Source organism: Hydrogenophaga sp. FW305-3-2-15-A-LB1, assembly GCF_058787875.1.
Window position 1 is genome coordinate 22,107 of the sequence record NZ_JBYTAE010000061.1, and the last position, 16,769, is coordinate 38,875.

Below are 16,769 nucleotides of genomic sequence, written 5' to 3' on the forward strand. Positions count from 1 at the left end.
CATACAACGATCGGAGACAAACATGATGTCCATTTCCCGCCGCGCCGGCCTGCTGGCCGTGGGCGCCGCAGTCCTTGCCATCAGCACCGCTGCGCATGCCCAGACCCGCGAAGTCAAGATCGGCTACGCCCTGGCCCCGAACTCGCACTACGGTGCCGGCGCCAACGCCTGGGCCGCGTCGTTCGAGAAGGCCACGAACGGCCAGTTCAAGTTCCGTCAATTCCCCTCCAGCGCCCTGGGTGGCGAGCGCGAATTGCTCGAAGGCCTGCAGCTGGGCACCGTGGAAGCGGCCATCGTCTCCTCCGGCACGCTGAGCAACTTCGTGCCCGAAGTCGGTGTGACCGACATCCCTTTCCTGTTCCGCGACATCAACCACGCACGCAGCGTGCTCGACGGCCCGATCGGCCAGGACCTGCTGGGCAAGTTCAAGTCGCGCAACCTGGTCGCGCTGGCCTGGGGCGAGCAAGGTTTCCGCCACATCACCAACGGCAAGCACCCGATCACCAAGCCCGAAGACCTCAAGGGCCTGAAGATCCGCACGATGGAAAACCCGGTGCACATCACCGCCTTCCGCACGCTGGGCGCCGCGCCCACGCCCATGGCCTGGCCCGAAGTCACCGGCGCGCTGCAGCAGGGCACCATCGACGGCCAGGAGAACCCGATCTCGGTGATCGCCTCGGCCAAGCTCTCGGCGGTGCAGAAGCACCTGGCGCTCACGGGCCACGTGTATTCGCCGGCCATGCTGCTGGTCTCGCCCAAGTTCTGGGACTCGCTCAACGACAGCCAGAAGGCCGCCGTGACCGCGGGCGCCAAGGACGGCGCGAAGGCCATGCGCCAGTTCGTCGACGACATCGAGAAGAAGGGCGTGGACGAGCTGCGCGCCCAGGGCATGCAGATCACCGAGGTGCCCAACAAGGCGCCGTTCCAGCAGGCCCTCTCGCCCGCCTACCAGCAGTACGCCTCCAAGTACGGCAAAGAGCTGATCGACCGCATCGCCAACGCGAAGTGACCGTCTGACCCCCCACCGCCCGGCCCCGTGCCGGGTGGTTCGCTTTGGCACGAGCGCCGCAGGAAATCCCCATGATCGACCGATTCGAGAACGCCCTGGTGGCCGTCAACCGCTGGGTGCTGATCCTGCTGTTGGCGGCGATGTCCGTCATCGTGTTCGCCAACGTCGTGCTGCGCTACACCACCAACGACTCCATCGTCTGGGCCGAAGAGGTCGCGCGCCACCTCATGATCTGGGGCACCTTCCTCGGTGCCGGGCTGGTGCTGCGCTTCGGTGGGCACGTGGCGATCGACAACCTGCACCAGGCCGTGCCCACGCCGCTGGCGCGGGTGCTGCGCGCGCTCGTGGTGCTGCTGATCGCCGGTTTCTGCGTCTCGATGACGTATTTCTCCATCGTCTACACCAGCGTGATGCGGTTCCAGACCACGCCCGCCACCGGCATCTCGTTCGCCTGGATCTACGCGGCCTTGCCCGCGGGCTTCATCCTGATGCTGGTGCACCTGGCCTTTCTGGTGCGCCGCTACGTGATCGACGGCCGCTTCCACGAGTCGCCCGAGATGGACGCCGAGGCGGCCGCCTCGCTCTGAGCCCCTGACGCGGAACCCCCACCATGGTCATCACCCTGTTCGTCGCCGCCGTCGTGCTCATGCTGATCGGCGTGCCCGTGGCGTTCTCGCTCGCCATCGCCGCCGCCCTGGCCGTGGCCCTGGGCGGGCAGTACCCGCAGATCATCGTGTTCAAGGAAATGTTCACCGGCGTGGACAGCTTCCCGCTGATGGCGGTGCCCTTCTTCATCCTCGCGGCCGAGATCATGTCGGGCGGGGCGCTCACGCTGGTGCTGCTGCGCTTCGCCTCGCAGTTCGTCGGCCACCTGCGCGGCGGCCTGGGCTACGCCAACGTGTTGTCGCTCACCATCTTCTCGGGCATCTCGGGCTCGGCCCTGGCGGACGCCGCCGGTCCGGGCTCGATGATGGTGCGCATGATGGACAAGGCCGGCTACGACCGCGCCTACGCGGCCGCGCTGACCGCCAGCACCGCCATCGTGGGGCCCATCATCCCGCCCTCGATCATCATGATCATCTACGCGCTGCAGGACGAGCACGTCTCCGTCGGCGCGCTGTTCATCGCCGGTTTCATCCCAGGCCTGCTGATCGCCGCCGCCATGAGCTGGGTCAACTGGTGGGTCTGCCGCCGGCGCGACTTCCGCTCCGACGCCCCGCGCCCCACCGGCCGCGAGATGCTCATGAACACCATCAAGGCGGTGCCCGCGCTGTTCCTGGTGGTGATCATCCTGGTCGGCATCCGCTTCGGCGTCTTCACGCCCACCGAGGCCTCGGTGGTCGCGGTGTTCTACGCGCTGGTCTGCGGCAAGTGGGTCTACGGCACGCTCAAGTGGTCGGCGCTGCCCGGCATCGCGGCGCGCTCGGCCATGCTCACCGCCTCGGTGCTGTTCGTGGTGGCCGCTTCGTCGGCCTTCGCCTGGGTGCTCACCATCGAAGGCGTGCCGCAGGACCTGGCGCAGGCCATCATCGGCTGGGATCTCTCGCCCGTCACCTTCCTGATCGCGGTGAACATCCTGCTGCTGCTGTTCGGCATCTTCATGGAGCCGCTGCCCGGCGTCACCATCCTCGTGCCCATCCTGGCGCCGATCGCGGCCGCGCTGGGCATCGACCCGATCCACTTCGCGATGGTGGTCATCGTCAACCTCACGCTGGGCATGATCACGCCGCCCGTGGGCGGGTTGCTGTTCGTCACCTCGGTGGCGACCAAGGTGCCGCTCATGGCCCTCACGCGCGAGCTGCCGCCCTTCCTGTGGGCCCACCTCGTGGTGCTGTTGCTGCTCACCTTCGTGCCCGCGATCTCCACCTGGCTGCCGCACGCGCTGGGCTTCTGATGCGCCGCGCCGCCCGCCGCTCCAGTCCTGACGCGGCCGTCTCGCCCCAGGGCGAGATCACCGACGTGGTGCTCGATCGCGGCCTGTCGCTGCACTTCTTCGACGAGGGCGTGGCCGTGCTGTCCTCGCGCATCGAGTCCGGCGAGGGCTATGCGCAGTTCAACAAGCGCGACCTGCAGGTGCTGGTGGATTTTTTCCAGGCGCCGGAGAACCGGCACCTGCTGCAGCCGCCGGTCGACCCCCGGCCTTGACCTCGCAGGGGTGGCTCAGCGCCAGCCCGGCACCTTCTTCAGCACGAAGTTCATCGCCGGTTCGGCCGGTGTGCCGCGCCCCTGGGCCGAGCGGCGGATGCCGCGCAGTTCCTGACCGCAGCCCGAGGCGGTGACGTGGCCTTCCCACACCGCGTCCATGCTCACGCCGTCGGCCGACTCGTCGAGGTTGAACTCGCCGTCCATGACGTCCCCGGACACCACCGCCTGCCGGTCGTTGCCCGCGGTGCTGCGTTTCAGGCTGCCACGCACGCTGTCCGGGTACTCCGGGTGGCGCTCGAACAGCAGCGCACCGGTGGAGGCGGGCGCGGCCTCGCTGCCCCCCGCCTGCGGCCACAGCACCAGCTGCCACAGGCCGTAGAGCTGGCTGGGCGCCATGTCGCCGGGTTGGCTGCAGACGGTCGGGGGTGTGGCCGGCGCTTGCGCATGGCCGGCGCCGGCCAGCAGCGCCCACGCGGCGGCGAGGCAGAGGTGTTTCATGAGGCGGGGTCGGCCGCCTTCTGGGCGGCCTGGTCGGTGGCGCGTTGCGCGAACTCGGCGCGCAGCGCGCGCAGTTTCTCGCGTGGGTCTTCCTTCACGGTGGCCTGGTCCAGCGCCATCTCCTTGATGAAGCGGCTGGCCTGCCCGGGCACGCTCTCGCGCCCCTTCTTGCGGCGTTTGAGCCAGCTCACCGCCAGCGTGCGCTGCGCGCGCGTGATGCCCACGTACATCAGGCGGCGCTCTTCCTGCAGGCGCTGCGCCATGTCGGCCGCCTGCGCGTCGCTCTGGCCGGGCTCCTCGTCCATCTTGAACGGCAGCAGGCCCTCGTTCACGCCGACCAGCATCACGTGCGGCCACTCCAGGCCCTTGGAGGCGTGCAGCGTCGAGAGCGTCACGACGTTCTGGTCCTGCTCGCGCTCGCTCAGCGTGGAGAGCAGGGCGATCGTCTGCACCACCTCGAGCAGGCTCTTGCGCTCGCTCTCGATCTTCACGCCGTCCTCTTCCTCCAGCTTGCCGCCGCAGCGCCCGGCCACCCAGTCGCAGAAGTCCATCACGTTGGTCCAGCGCGCGGCCGCCACCTTCTCGTTGTCCTCGCTGTCGTAGAGGTGCTTCTCGTAGTCGATGTCCTTGAGCCACTCGGTGAGGAAGGCGCGCCCGGCCTCGTGGCCCACGGTGTGGCGCGCGCGGTACTCTAGGTCGTTCACCGCGCGGCCGAACTCGTGCAGCGTGGCCACCGCGCGCGGGGGCAGGGCGGTGCCCAGCGAGTTGGCGAACAGCGCCTCGAACAGGCTCAGCTTGTACTGCGTGGCGAAGGCCCCCAGCTGCTGCAGCGTGGTGTGGCCGATGCCGCGCTTGGGCGTGGTGGCCGAGCGCAGGAAGGCCGGGTCGTCGTTGTTGTTCACCAGCAGGCGCAGCCAGGCGCAGAGGTCGCGGATCTCGGCCTTGTCGAAGAAGCTCTGGCCGCCCGAGACCTTGTACGGCACCTGCGCGCGGCGCAGCGACTGCTCGAACGGGCGCGCCATGTGGTTGGCGCGGTAGAGGATGGCGAAGTCGCGCCACTCCTTGTGCTGCGAGCTCGCGCGCAGGCTCAGGATGCGCGCCACCGCGCGCTCGGCCTCGTGTTCCTCGTTGTCGGCATCGACCACGCGCACCGGCTCGCCCTCGCCCAGGTCGCTCCACAGCGTCTTGGGAAACAGCTTGGGGTTGGGGCCGATGACGTTGTTCGCCGCGCGAAGGATCGCGCTGGTGGAGCGGTAGTTCTGCTCCAGCTTGATGACCTTGAGCTCGGGGAAGTCGTGCGGCAGCTTCTTCAGGTTGTCCAGCGTGGCGCCGCGCCAGCCGTAGATGGACTGGTCGTCGTCGCCCACGGCGGTGAAGCGCGCCCGTTCGCCCACCAGCAGCTTGAGCAGCTCGTACTGCGTGGCGTTGGTGTCCTGGTACTCGTCCACCAGCACGTGGCCCATCTTCTTCTGCCAGCGCGCGCGCACGTCTTCGTGCTCGCGCAGCAGCTTGAGCGGCAGCGTGATGAGGTCGTCGAAGTCCACGCTCTGGAAGGCCACCAGGCGCTCTTCGTAGCGCGCCATGATGGTCGCCATCACGCGCTCGTTTTCGTCCTTGGCCTGAGCGAGGGCCTGTGCCGCGTTCATGCCCGCGCCCTTCCACGCGCTGATGCCCCACTGCCAGCCGCGCGCGGTGGCCGCGTCGGTGGTGCCGCCGCAGTCCTTGAGCAGGCTGGTGATGTCGTCGGTGTCGAGGATGGAGAACTGCTTCTTCAGGCCCAGCACCTCGCCGTCGTCGCGCAGCAGGCGCACGCCCAGCGCGTGGAAGGTGCAGATCAGCACCTTGCGCGCGTCGCGACCCACCAGCTGCGCCGCGCGCTCGCGCATTTCGGCGGCGGCCTTGTTGGTGAAGGTGATGGCGGCGATGCGGTCGGCCGCCAGGCCGGCCTGGATGAGCCGGCCGATCTTGTGCGTGATCACGCGCGTCTTGCCCGAGCCCGCGCCCGCGAGCACCAGGCAGGGCCCCGCCAGGTGGTTCACGGCTTCCAGTTGCGCGAGGTTCAGGCCGTGGGACATGGAGGGAGGCGGGCGGGCGTCGGGAAAGGCGGGAAAAGAGCGTTGGATCATACCGGGCGGGGTGTCGCGGGCCGCCCACGGGCGCCTGAGACAATCGGCCCCGTGCTGCACATCCTGCTGGTCACCTTCCCCTTCTTTGCGCTCGTGCTCGCCGGCTACGTGGCCGCGCGCCGGCGCATGCTGCCGCTGGAGGCCATTCCCGGGCTCAACGGTTTCGTGCTGTTCTTCGCGCTGCCCTGCATGCTGTACCGCTTCGGCTCCACCACACCGATCGCGCAGCTGCTCGACGGCTGGGTGGCCGGCCTGTACCTGCTGTGCGGTCTCATCGTGGTGGGCGCCACCATCGCCTTCACGCGCAACGCGCGCATCCGCTGGAACGACGCCTCCCTGGGCGCGCTGGTGGCGGCCTTTCCCAACTCGGGCTTCATGGGCGTGCCGCTGATCGTGGCCCTGCTCGGCGCGTCGGCGGCGGGCACCGTGATCCTCACCATGGTGGTGGACATGGTGATCACCAGCTCGCTGTGCATCGCGCTCTCGCGCCTGGACGAGGCGCAGGGCCAGGGCCGCTCGGCGGTGGCCGAGGCCACGCGCAAGGCGTTCAAGGGCGTGCTCACCAACCCCATGCCCTGGGCCATCGTGCTCGGCGGCCTGGCCTCGGCCTGGGCCTTCACCCTGCCCAAGCCGGTGGAGCAGACGGTGTGGCTGCTGGCCGATTCGGCCTCGCCCGTGGCGCTGTTCACCATTGGCGCGGTGCTGGCGCGCGCGCAGATGACGGCCAACCACCCCATGCCCCTGGCCGACTACCTGCCGGTGGCGCTGATGAAGCTCTTCGTGCACCCGCTGCTGGTGCTCGCCGTGGGCTGGCTGGCCATCCGCGCGGGTGCCCCACTGTCGTGGCCGACGCTGGTGGTGATGGTGCTGGTGGCCGCGCTGCCCAGCGCGAGCAACGTCTCGCTGCTGGCCGAGCGCTTCGGCGCCGACAACGGGCGCATCGCCCGCATCATCCTCGTGACCACGGCGGCCGCCTTCCTCACGTTCTCCGGGGCCGTGGCGCTGCTGACCTGAAGCTTTCGTGACGGGAGAATGAAGCTTCGATAGGCACTGCCTATGTCCTTCATCCAGGCTTTTGTTTTGACACCCCCGGGGTGGCTCTCTAAAGTGCGTTGGCTCACCCCCGCCAACCACAAAGGAGATCCCCATGTCAGAAGCCAAGTGTCCCTTCCACCACGGTTCCGGTGTCGGAACCAGCAACAAGGACTGGTGGCCGAACCAGTTGCGCATGGACGTGCTGAACCAGCACTCCGCCAAGTCCAACCCGCTGGGCGAATCGTTCGACTACGCGGCCGAATTCAAGAAGCTGGACTACAAGGCACTCAAGGCCGATCTGAACAAGCTGATGACCGACAGCCAGGACTGGTGGCCCGCCGACTTCGGCCACTACGGCCCGCAGTTCATCCGCATGGCCTGGCACTCGGCCGGCACCTACCGCACCACCGACGGCCGTGGCGGCGGCGGCCGTGGCCAGCAGCGCTTCGCGCCGCTCAACTCGTGGCCCGACAACGTCAACATCGACAAGTCGCGCCGCCTGCTGTGGCCGATCAAACAGAAATACGGCCAGCAGATTTCCTGGGCCGACCTCATGATCCTCGCGGGCAACGTGGCGCTGGAGTCCATGGGCTTTCGCACCTTCGGCTTCGCGGCGGGCCGTGAGGACGTGTGGGAACCCGATACCGACGTGAGCTGGGGCGCCGAGACCAAGTGGCTGGGCGATGACCAGCGCTTCGAGGGCGACCGCGTCCTGGTCAAGAGCCTGGGCGCGACGCACATGGGCCTGATCTATGTGAACCCCGAAGGCCCGAACGCCAGCGGCGACTACATGGCCGCGGCCAAGGACATCCGCGCCACCTTCTACCGCATGGCCATGGACGACGAGGAAATCGTCGCGCTGATCGCCGGTGGTCACACCTTCGGCAAGGCGCACGGCGCGGCGCCGGAATCGCACAAGGGCAAGGAACCCGAGGGCGGTTCGATCGAAGCGCAAGGCCTGGGCTGGACCAGCGACTTCGGCAGTGGACATGGCAAGGACACCGTCTCCAGCGGCCTGGAAGTGACCTGGACCACCACCCCCGCGCAATGGAGCAACAACTTCTTCGAGAACCTGTTCAAGTTCGAATGGGAAGAGGAGCGCAGCCCCGCGGGCGCCAGGCAGTGGGTCGCCAAGGACGCGCCGGAGATCATCCCCGATGCGCACGTGCCCGGTCTGAAGCACAAGCCCAAGATGCTCACCACCGACCTGACCATGCGCTTCGATCCCGAGTTCGGCAAGATCTCCCAGCGCTTCCTCAACGACCCGCAAGCCTTCGCCGAGGCCTTCGCCCGTGCCTGGTTCAAGCTGACGCACCGCGACATGGGACCCAAGGCGCGTTACCTTGGCCCTGAAGTGCCGAAGGAAGACCTGATCTGGCAGGACCCGCTGCCCGCGGCCACGCACAACCCCACGGCGGCGGACATCGCCGACCTCAAGGCCCGGATCGCGGCCTCGGACCTGTCGGTGAGCGAGCTGGTCTCGGTGGCCTGGGCTTCGGCCTCCACCTTCCGTGGTGGCGACAAGCGCGGTGGCGCCAACGGCGCGCGCCTGGCGCTCGCGCCGCAGAAGGACTGGGCGGTCAACCAGGTGGCGGTGAGGGCGCTGCCCAAGCTGGTGGAGATCCAGAAAGCCTCGGGCAAGGCCTCGCTGGCCGACGTGATCGTGCTGGCCGGTGGGGTCGGTGTCGAGCAGGCGGCCAAGGCCGCGGGGGTCGCCGTGGACGTGCCGTTCACGCCCGGGCGGGTCGATGCGCGGCAGGACCAGACCGACGTCGAATCCTTCGCCGTGCTGGAGCCCGAGGCCGATGGCTTTCGAAATTACAAGGCGGGCAAGAGCGCCGCGTCGACGGAAGCGCTGCTGGTCGACAAGGCGCAGCTGCTCACGCTGACGGCGCCCGAGATGACCGCGCTGGTGGGGGGCCTGCGCGTGCTCGGCGCCAACGCCGACGGCAGCCAGCACGGGGTGTTCACCGACCGGGTCGGCGCACTCACCAATGCCTTCTTCGTCAACCTGCTGAACATGAACACCGTGTGGACGCCGGTGGATGCCGAGGCCGAGGTGTTCGAAGGCAAGGACCGCCAGAGCGGCCAGCTGCGGTACACCGCCACCCGCAACGATCTGGTGTTCGGCTCCAACTCGGTGCTGCGCGCCTATGCCGAGGTGTACGCCAGCGCGGATGGCCAGTCGAAGTTCCTCAAGGACTTCGTGGCCGCCTGGACCAAGGTCATGAACCTGGACCGGTTCGACATCGCCTGATCGTTTCGGGCATCCGTCCAAGCCCCGGGATGCCGAATCCCGGGGCTTTTGTTTTGGGCATGGGCCGATGTCCCCGGCGGCGAGGCCCATGCCGTTGCTGCATCAACCAAACTTTCGATCATGGGGGCGCACTCATGCTGGACCCGTCGCGGTGCGATGGGGACGGGTGTTGTGTTCGTGTTGTGAGGATGTGGTTCATGGACGTGGTCGGGTTCAGCGCGAGGAGGGTCGCCCAGGTCGGGGTCGACCCCTTCAAAAAGGTGGAAAGCCCCAGGGGCATTGCGCTCAGCCCTGGCAACACCTGGGCATCGACGAAGGCCGGCTCTGGCCCCTTGCCGGGTTCTGATGAGGTTTCGGGCATTTCGATCTCCGCGCCGTCGCTGCGAGAGGACCCTCCCTCGGTGAGGGCGCGGGTGTTGGTGCACCAGGATGTCCAGGCCGTGAAGAGCCTGCCCACGTTTGCGCAAAGGCACCCGCTTCTGGCCAGGGTGTTCCGTGTTTTCACGGCCGTGCTGGCGTTTCCGCTGCTGCTGGCGTTGAACACGGTCGCGATTCCATTGGCGCATGCCGTGGCATGCGCCTCGAAGGAGTGGGGCGATGGGGGCCTGGCCCAGTCCTTGGGCAAAAGCCGGCTGGTGCGGGCGCTGTGGGGCGACGGTTTCGCCGACTGGCTGGCCACCGGCGACGGCAAGGTGCAGGGCGTGCTTGCGATGCTGTGCGTCTGCCTGCCGGTGTTGCTGGTGAAGTCCGCCGTGTTTTCCGTGCACGGCGCGTCGGGCCTGTTCGACAACCTGTCGAACGGATTTTCCGAACGCGCATGGGCGTGCCAGGCGGGGTCGATCTACGACACCTGGACGAAGGACCAGGGCGTGCTCGCGCCCAGCTATCGCTTCCGGTCCGGCACCTGGGTGCGTGCGCGGTAGGCCGGGTCGATGGCGCGCTCCGAGCTCGAACGGGTGCTGGCGCAGATGGGCGAACACCTCGGCCTGCGGGACGCGCACCGCCTGCAGGACGGCGGGCTGCTGGAGGTGGGCGGGCACGAGATGCTGTTGCATCACGACGCAGAAAATGCGCCACACTTGGTCCAGGCGCGCCTGAACCTGGGACCGGCCGACCCGCACCAGCGCGAATGGATCTGGCACCGGCTGCTGGTCAGCAACTTCGAATGGGCCTGCAACGGCAGCCTGGGCTGGAGCCTGTCACCCGAGGGCGATCTGGCCATGCTCACCGCGCACCACCCCTTGGACACGCAGACCACGGGTGCCGAGCTGGCCGCCTGGCTGCGTGAGCTGCTGGTCTGCGCGCGGGCGCATTGGCAGGCCCTGCCGTCGCGGCAGGCCATGGCCGACCTCCAGGCCCTGGCTCCGCTGCGGCGCACCCGGCGGCCCGTGTCCACGCAGCCCGATGGCTGGGAGCCGCTGATCGACGCGCTCTGCGACCACGTGGGCATCGCCGAGCGCCATGCCTTGCGGCGTGGCGAGGGCAGCCTGCGGGTGGACGGCGTGGACATGCTGCTGCGGCACGACCCGTTGGTGCCCGGGCGTTTCCAGGTGAGCCTCGACCTGGGCATGGCGCCAATCGTCCCGCGTGAAAAGCTGTGGCAGGGCCTGCTGTGGAGCAACTTTCTGATGGGCGCGGGCGGCGATGTGCTGTTCAGCGTGCTCCCGCAGCGCGAGGCGGTGGTGATGACGCTGCAGCAGACCTTGCCGGTCGAACCGAGCGCGCAGGAGTTCTGCGATCTGCTGCATGCCCTGGCGGCACAAGGCCAAGGTGTCTGGGACACCCTGCGCGACACGGTCTCGCGGATGGAAACCGCCATGCCGGTAGGCCCGCCGGCCCAGGCGGGTCGACGCTTGAGCGCGCCTTGACGGTTGCCTACCGCTTCAAGGCCTCCTGCTCCAGCAGCAGGTAGGTGTTGTACGCGTTCATGCGGTTGGCCGGGCCGAACATGGGCATGGTCTCGAAGGCGGACCAGTCGGTCTTGTCGTAGGCCTCTTCGAACGGCACGAAGTTCTCCACCGCCTCGCCCATGCTCTGGCGCAGGTGCTTGAGGTAGTCGCGCGTGGTGCCGATGTCCTTCTTCGGGTCGGTGGACGCGGCGCCGTGCCCCGGCACGACCGCCTTGGCGTCGAAGGCCAGCAGGCGCTCCAGCGACAGGATCCACTGGCGGCTGTTGGCCTGGCCCACGAAGGGCAGGCGGCCGTTGAAGAACAGGTCGCCCGCGAACAGCACCTTTTCCGAAGGCACGAACACCGTGAGGTCTTCGGGCGTGTGGGAGGGCCCGACCGGCGTGAGCTCGAACACCACGCCACCGACCTTCAGGGCGGTGGGTCCGTCGATCCAGACGTCGGCCGGCACGATGCGGGTCTGCTCGTTGATCCAGGGCGCGAGGTCGGTGCGCGAGGCCTCCAGGCGCAGGCGCGCGGTGTCGGACTGGATGTACTCGCGCGACGCGCTGTGCGCGATGATCTTCGCCCCCAGCTGCTTGAAGTGCTGCAGGCCGTAGATGTGGTCGGCGTGGTAGTGGGTCAGGATCACGTGGGTGATCGGCTTGTCGGTCCGTTGGCGGATCGCCTGCGTGAGCCGCTCGGCCAGCCGGGGCGAGCCCAGCGCGTCCACCACCACCACGCCCTCGGGGGTGACCACGAAACCGGCGTTGCTGATGAAGTTCTGGTTCCTGGTCGAGCCCAGCTGGGTCAGGCCCTGCACGTAGTAGCTGTGGGGGCCGACCGCCTCCACGGTCATGGCCGGGCCGGTGTCGGCGGCGGGCTGGGCCTGGGCGGCGAAGGTGGCCAGGGCGATCAGGGGCGCAAGCCACCAGCGAAGGGAAAGTCGGGGCACGGGTCGTCTCCAGTAGTCTTGCCTGCTCTTATATCGCAATTTACTTATATTTGAGCGCGGTCGGCTTTGCGGGTCTCACGTTTTCGGGCCGACTGCCGATCTTCAAGGCGAGCCGGCGACATGACCGGCCAGGAGCCCGCATGATCAAGCCCCCTTTGCCGCACAACGAAGCGAAGCGCCTGAAGGCGCTGCGCGACCTGGTGATCCTGGACACGCCGCCCGAGGCGCGTTTCGACCGCATCTCGGCGTTCGCGGCGAAAGAGTTCAACGTGCCGATCGCGTTGGTGTCGCTGGTCGATCACGATCGCCAGTGGTTCAAGTCGTCCTTCGGCCTGGAGGACGTGCAGGAAACGCCGCGCGACATTTCCTTCTGTGGCCACGCGGTGGCGATGGCGAAGACGCTGATCGTGCCCGATGCGCTGGCCGATCCCCGCTTCGCCGACAACCCCATGGTGGTGGGCCAGCCCTATGTGCGCTTCTACGCCGGGGCGCTGCTGCGCCTGCCGTACGGGCAGGTGGTGGGCACGCTGTGCATCATGGACCGGCGCCCGCGCGATTTCGACAAACTGGACGAGGCCATCCTCAACGGCCTGCGCGACCTGGTGGTGGAGGAGCTGTTCCGGCGCGAGGAGGCCGTGTCGTGAGCGCCGGCCGGCCGCAGGTGCTGCTGATCGAACCCGATGGCCTGGTGCGCGGCACCGTGGCCTCGGTGTGCCGCGAGCTGCAGCTGGTGCGGCTGCAGCAGGTGACCAGCATCGCCCAGGGCGAAAAATGGATGCAGAGCAACGTGGACCACGGCCTGCTGCTCTCGCTGGCCGAGCGCGACGCGGCGCTGGCGCTGCTCACGCGGCTGCGCGCGGGTGAACTGCGTTGCGAGGCCGACATTCCGGTGGCGGTGATGGTGGCCAGCGCCGACGCGGAGCTGGTGGTGCGGCTCAAGGAGCTGGACGTGCGCCGCCTGCTGCTGCAACCCTTTCGCCTGCGCGACGTGGTGCACACGCTGGAGCAGCTCTGGCCGATGCCGGAAATCCTCGTCGCCTGAAGAGGCGCCCTCCAGAACACCGCGGGTCCGGCTTCGCCGGCCCGCAGGTGTTGCCCCCTGGGGGGTGACGCCGCAGGCGGCGCGGGGGATCCCTCTAGATCGCGAGCGGGTCCACGTCCACCGCGTAACGCACCAATCCACGCGCCTGCGGCAGGCCCCGGCACTCCAGCAAGACCGGCTGCCAGGCGCTCAGGAAGCGCTGCAGGGCGGCGCGCGAGACGGCCTCCACCAGCAATTGCGCGCGCTCCACGTTGGCCACGCGCTGGATGGTCAGCGGCACCGCTGGGTAGAGCGTGATCTCGTCGCGGTGCGGCAGGCCGTCGGCGGCCTGCGCGGCCGCGTTCAGGTAGGCCTGGGCCGCCTGCTGGGTTTTCGCGTCGGCGCGCAGCAGCGCCTGGTGGCCGAAGGGCGGCATGCCCGCGCTTTCGCGCTCGCCCAGCTGCTGCGCGGCGAAGGCCGGGAAGTCGTGCCGGCGCAGCGCGGCGAACAGCGGGTGCTGCGGCGTCCAGGTCTGCACCCACAGCTCGCTCTCGCTGCCCTGGCTGCTCACGAAAACCGCGTCGCGCCCGGCGCGCCCACCGGCCTGCATCAGCAGCGCGAACAGGCGCTCGGGCGCGCGGTAGTCGCTGGCGAACAGGCCCGAGTCGGCGTTGATGCCGGCCACCAGCGTGATGCGGCGGAAGTCGTGGCCCTTGGCGATCATCTGCGTGCCCACCAGCACGTCCACCTCGCCGCTGTGCATGGTGGCGAGCTGCTGTTCCAGGCTGCCCTTGAGGCGGGTCGAGTCGGCGTCCATGCGCGCCACGCGCGCGGGGCCGCCGTCGGGGCGCTTCACGTCGGCCAGCAGGCTGGCGAGTTGCTCTTCCACCTGTTCGGTGCCTTTGCCGATGGGCGCGATGTCGAGGTTGCCGCACTCGGGGCAGGCGCGCGGCACGCGCTCGGTGAAGCCGCAGTGGTGGCAGCGCAGCGTGCGGTCCAGCTTGTGGAACACGCGAAAGGCGCTGCAGTGCGGGCAGGCGCTCTTCCAGCCGCAGTCGTGGCAGGCCAGCACCGGGGCGTAGCCGCGCCGGTTGAGCAGCACCATGCATTGTTCGCCACGCGCGATGCGCTCGGCCATCGCGGCCACCAGGGGCGGGGCGAGCACCGCGCCCTTGGGCTGGTGGTTCATGTCGACCAGGCGCAGGCGCGGCAGCGCGCCGCCGCCGATGCGCGCCGGCATGGCCAGGCGCAGGTAACGGCCCTGGTCGGCCGCGTGCCAGCTCTCCAGCGAGGGCGTGGCCGAGCCGAGCACGACGCGGCAGCGCGCCGCCGCATCGCCCGTCTCGGCCACCAGCGCCTCCGTTTCCACCTTGGCGCGGTAGACCGCGAGGTCGCGCGCCGAATAGCGCGCGCCTTCCTGGCTCTTGTAGCTGGGGTCGTGCTCTTCGTCGACCACGATCAGGCGCAGCCCCGGCAGGCTGGCCAGCACCGCCATGCGCGTGCCCAGCACGATGCGCGCCTGGCCGGTGTGCGCCGCGAGCCAGCCGGCCAGGCGCTGCGCGGGCGTCATGCCGCTGTGCAGGCAGACCAGGGCACCCGCGCCGAACAGGGGCTCGAAGCGCTCGCGAAAGCGCGCTTCCAGCTGCGGCGTGAGGTTGATCTCCGGCACCATCACCAGCACCTGCGCGTCGGCCTGCGCCTGCAGCACGTGCTGCGTGGCCTGCAGGTAGACCTCGGTCTTGCCGCTGCCGGTGGCGCCGTACAGCAGCACCGGGGCCTGCGCGGCTTCCAGCGCCTGCAGGGCCTCGCGCTGTTCGTCGCTCAGGTCCAGGCCGATGTCGGTGGCCGTGCCGTCGGGCGGGGCTTGCGGGGCGCGGTCGGCCTGCTGCTTCTGGCTTTTCTTGAGGCGTCGGGCGAGCTGCACGGTGTTCAGGTCGCGAAGTTGTGGCGGCAGGGCTGCCAGCGACACCTCGCCCAGGCTGCGCTGGTAGTACTGCGCCGCGAAACGCAGCAGCTGGCGCCAGCGCGCGTTGAGCGGCGGCAGGCCTTCGAGCACGCCGGCCACGGTTTTGGTCTGGGCTTCTGTCAGGCCTTCGGGCGGCTGGTCGGGGCATTCCCAGACCACACCCAGCACCTCCCGGGCACCCAGCGGCACCCGCACCAAGGTGCCCGGTGCGAGCGACAACTCACTCCGGTAAGTCAGGCTGGCGCCCACCCCGCTGTGGGCCGGGGTGGCCACGACGACGCTGGGCCAGAAAGCCATGCTTAGCGCCCATTCCTCAGCTGGACTGTCGGAATGCGCGCTAAGTTGTTGATTTGACAGAGCATCGGAACATATCCAGACTTTTTGTGGATAACTTTGTTGATAGTTTGCCTGCGCGCCGTCGGAAGCCTTGCAAATCAAGGGTTTGCTTAAACTGCCCGCAAAAAAAGCAGAAAATAAAATCTATATGAATCAATAACTTACGAGGCACTTGTAGGATTTGTCTGGCGCCTGGCCGCGGCGGGCCTCATGGCGCACCGCAGCACGAGTTTTGTGCATAAGTAAGGCGTGTCAAGTGACTTTTTCGGCATTATTTGTGTTATGGCCGGTTCAGACGGCGGCTTTTTGACGCCTTCATGACGCCAGAACGGGGCGTTGCATCCGCCGCCTCAAGGGCGCCGGGGCAGGCCAAAAGCCCCGGCTCAGCTGCAAAAACGGGAGCGCTTCAGGCCGCCTGGCGCAGCCGCCGGGAATGCGAATGCACCGCATCCACGAGCACCGACACGTGCTCCGGCGGGGTGTGCTGGCTGATGCCGTGGCCCAGGTTGAAGATGTGCGTGGGGCCGGTGCCGGCGCCCTGGTGCGGCCGGCCGAAGCTCTCGAGCACCGCGGCCACCTCGGCCTCGATGCGCTCGGGCGGCGCGAACAGCACGTTGGGGTCGATGTTCCCCTGCAGCGCCTTGCCGTGGGCGCCTTCGCCCACCTGGGCGCGCGCGCGGGCCAGGTTCACGGTCCAGTCCAGGCCCAGGGCGTGGCAGTCGAGGTCCTTCATGTCGTCCAGCCACAGGCCGCCGCCCTTGGTGAAGACGATGCGCGGAATCACCACGCCGCCGTGTTCGCGCTTGAGCTGCGCCAGCACGCGGCGCGTGTAGGCCAGGCTGAAGTCCTGGAACTTGCCGTCGGCCAGCACACCGCCCCAGCTGTCGAACACCATCACGGCCTGGGCGCCGGCGTCGATCTGCGCGTTGAGGTAGGTGGCCACGGCGTCGGCGTTGACCGCGAGGATGCGGTGCATCAGGTCGGGCCGCGCGTACATCAGCGACTTCACGGCGCGGTAGTCGTCGCTGCCGCCGCCTTCGACCATGTAGCAGGCCAGCGTCCAGGGGCTGCCCGAAAAACCGATCAGGGGCACACGGCCGTCGAGCGCCTTGCGGATCGAGGTGACGGCGTCGAACACGTAGCGCAGCTTGTCCATGTCGGGCACGGCCAGCGCGGCCACGTCGGCCTCGGTGCGCACGGTCTTCTCGAACTTCGGGCCTTCGCCGAGGGCGAACGACAGGCCCAGGCCCATGGCGTCGGGCACGGTGAGGATGTCGCTGAACAGGATGGCCGCGTCCAGCGCGTAGCGCTCCAGCGGTTGCAGCGTCACTTCGGTCGCGTAGTCGGTGTTGGTTGCCAGCCCCATGAAACTGCCGGCCTGGGCGCGCGTGGCGCGGTACTCGGGCAGGTAGCGGCCGGCCTGGCGCATGAGCCAGACGGGCGTGTGGTCGGTGGATTGGCGAAGGCAGGCGCGCAGAAAGGTGTCGTTCTGCAGGGGGGCAAAGGGCATGTCGGTATCGGGGACTGGGGTGGGG

Annotated in this window: 15 protein-coding genes; 10 read left to right on the forward strand and 5 right to left on the reverse strand. The window is 68.6% G+C overall.

Features of this window, described 5'->3' with window-relative positions; all coding sequences use genetic code 11:
• The first annotated feature begins 25 nt into the window (after positions 1 to 25).
• From AC3WPZ_RS18600 to AC3WPZ_RS18615, 4 genes are all read left to right on the forward strand, one after another.
• A complete protein-coding gene (locus AC3WPZ_RS18600) occupies positions 26 to 1,009 on the forward strand; it encodes a TRAP transporter substrate-binding protein (protein WP_382163770.1) in 984 nt (327 codons plus the stop codon).
• 71 nt (positions 1,010 to 1,080) lie between these two features.
• Positions 1,081 to 1,596 carry a TRAP transporter small permease gene (locus AC3WPZ_RS18605; protein WP_382162635.1) on the forward strand — a complete coding sequence of 172 codons (516 nt, stop codon included), beginning with the start codon at positions 1,081 to 1,083 and terminating at the stop codon, positions 1,594 to 1,596.
• 23 nt (positions 1,597 to 1,619) lie between these two features.
• Positions 1,620 to 2,903: a TRAP transporter large permease gene (locus AC3WPZ_RS18610; RefSeq protein WP_382322962.1), complete on the forward strand. Its 1,284-nt coding sequence runs from the start codon at positions 1,620 to 1,622 to the stop codon at positions 2,901 to 2,903.
• The gene (locus AC3WPZ_RS18615) at positions 2,903 to 3,154 is read left to right on the forward strand and encodes a hypothetical protein (protein WP_382162628.1); all 252 of its coding nucleotides are present in this window, start codon (positions 2,903 to 2,905) and stop codon (positions 3,152 to 3,154) included. Before AC3WPZ_RS18610 ends, AC3WPZ_RS18615 begins: the two co-directional genes overlap by 1 nt.
• A 15-nt stretch (positions 3,155 to 3,169) precedes the next feature.
• On the opposite strand, the gene AC3WPZ_RS18620 is transcribed toward AC3WPZ_RS18615, so the two are convergent.
• Together AC3WPZ_RS18620 and AC3WPZ_RS18625 are read right to left on the reverse strand one after the other, a co-directional pair.
• A complete protein-coding gene (locus tag AC3WPZ_RS18620; RefSeq protein ID WP_382162625.1) occupies positions 3,170 to 3,652 on the reverse strand; it encodes a hypothetical protein in 483 nt (160 codons plus the stop codon).
• Positions 3,649 to 5,727, reverse strand: a complete 2,079-nt coding sequence (locus AC3WPZ_RS18625; protein ID WP_444688105.1) for an ATP-dependent helicase — start codon at positions 5,725 to 5,727, stop codon at positions 3,649 to 3,651. The genes AC3WPZ_RS18620 and AC3WPZ_RS18625 overlap by 4 nt, the downstream gene beginning before the upstream one ends.
• 102 nt (positions 5,728 to 5,829) lie before the next feature.
• Here AC3WPZ_RS18625 and AC3WPZ_RS18630 point away from each other — a divergent pair, with 102 nt between their 5' ends.
• From AC3WPZ_RS18630 to AC3WPZ_RS18645, 4 genes are all read left to right on the forward strand, one after another.
• Positions 5,830 to 6,792 (forward strand): AEC family transporter, encoded by a 963-nt coding sequence (locus AC3WPZ_RS18630; protein WP_492440900.1) that lies wholly within the window; start codon positions 5,830 to 5,832, stop codon positions 6,790 to 6,792.
• A 133-nt stretch (positions 6,793 to 6,925) separates the two neighbouring features.
• Positions 6,926 to 9,070 (forward strand): catalase/peroxidase HPI, encoded by a 2,145-nt coding sequence (gene katG, locus AC3WPZ_RS18635; protein WP_492436177.1) that lies wholly within the window; start codon positions 6,926 to 6,928, stop codon positions 9,068 to 9,070.
• A 197-nt stretch (positions 9,071 to 9,267) separates the two neighbouring features.
• Positions 9,268 to 9,993 carry a hypothetical protein gene (locus tag AC3WPZ_RS18640; RefSeq protein ID WP_444688107.1) on the forward strand — a complete coding sequence of 242 codons (726 nt, stop codon included), beginning with the start codon at positions 9,268 to 9,270 and terminating at the stop codon, positions 9,991 to 9,993.
• Between the two features lie 9 nt (positions 9,994 to 10,002).
• Positions 10,003 to 10,938: a type III secretion system chaperone family protein gene (locus AC3WPZ_RS18645; RefSeq protein ID WP_492440903.1), complete on the forward strand. Its 936-nt coding sequence runs from the start codon at positions 10,003 to 10,005 to the stop codon at positions 10,936 to 10,938.
• 7 nt (positions 10,939 to 10,945) lie between these two features.
• Here the strand turns inward: AC3WPZ_RS18645 and AC3WPZ_RS18650 are convergent, their stop codons facing one another.
• Positions 10,946 to 11,911, reverse strand: coding sequence for an MBL fold metallo-hydrolase (locus AC3WPZ_RS18650; protein WP_382327590.1), 966 nt, complete (start codon positions 11,909 to 11,911; stop codon positions 10,946 to 10,948).
• A 140-nt stretch (positions 11,912 to 12,051) separates the two neighbouring features.
• Here AC3WPZ_RS18650 and AC3WPZ_RS18655 point away from each other — a divergent pair, with 140 nt between their 5' ends.
• Both AC3WPZ_RS18655 and AC3WPZ_RS18660 read left to right on the forward strand, forming a co-directional pair.
• Positions 12,052 to 12,555, forward strand: coding sequence for a GAF domain-containing protein (locus AC3WPZ_RS18655; protein WP_291117651.1), 504 nt, complete (start codon positions 12,052 to 12,054; stop codon positions 12,553 to 12,555).
• Positions 12,552 to 12,953 (forward strand): hypothetical protein, encoded by a 402-nt coding sequence (locus AC3WPZ_RS18660; protein ID WP_492440905.1) that lies wholly within the window; start codon positions 12,552 to 12,554, stop codon positions 12,951 to 12,953. The genes AC3WPZ_RS18655 and AC3WPZ_RS18660 overlap by 4 nt, the downstream gene beginning before the upstream one ends.
• Before the next feature lie 94 nt (positions 12,954 to 13,047).
• On the opposite strand, the gene priA is transcribed toward AC3WPZ_RS18660, so the two are convergent.
• Together priA and hemE are read right to left on the reverse strand one after the other, a co-directional pair.
• Positions 13,048 to 15,195 carry a replication restart helicase PriA gene (gene priA / locus AC3WPZ_RS18665; protein ID WP_492440907.1) on the reverse strand — a complete coding sequence of 716 codons (2,148 nt, stop codon included), beginning with the start codon at positions 15,193 to 15,195 and terminating at the stop codon, positions 13,048 to 13,050.
• A gap of 445 nt (positions 15,196 to 15,640) precedes the next feature.
• Positions 15,641 to 16,744: a uroporphyrinogen decarboxylase gene (gene hemE / locus AC3WPZ_RS18670; protein WP_444688109.1), complete on the reverse strand. Its 1,104-nt coding sequence runs from the start codon at positions 16,742 to 16,744 to the stop codon at positions 15,641 to 15,643.
• Positions 16,745 to 16,769 lie beyond the last annotated feature (25 nt).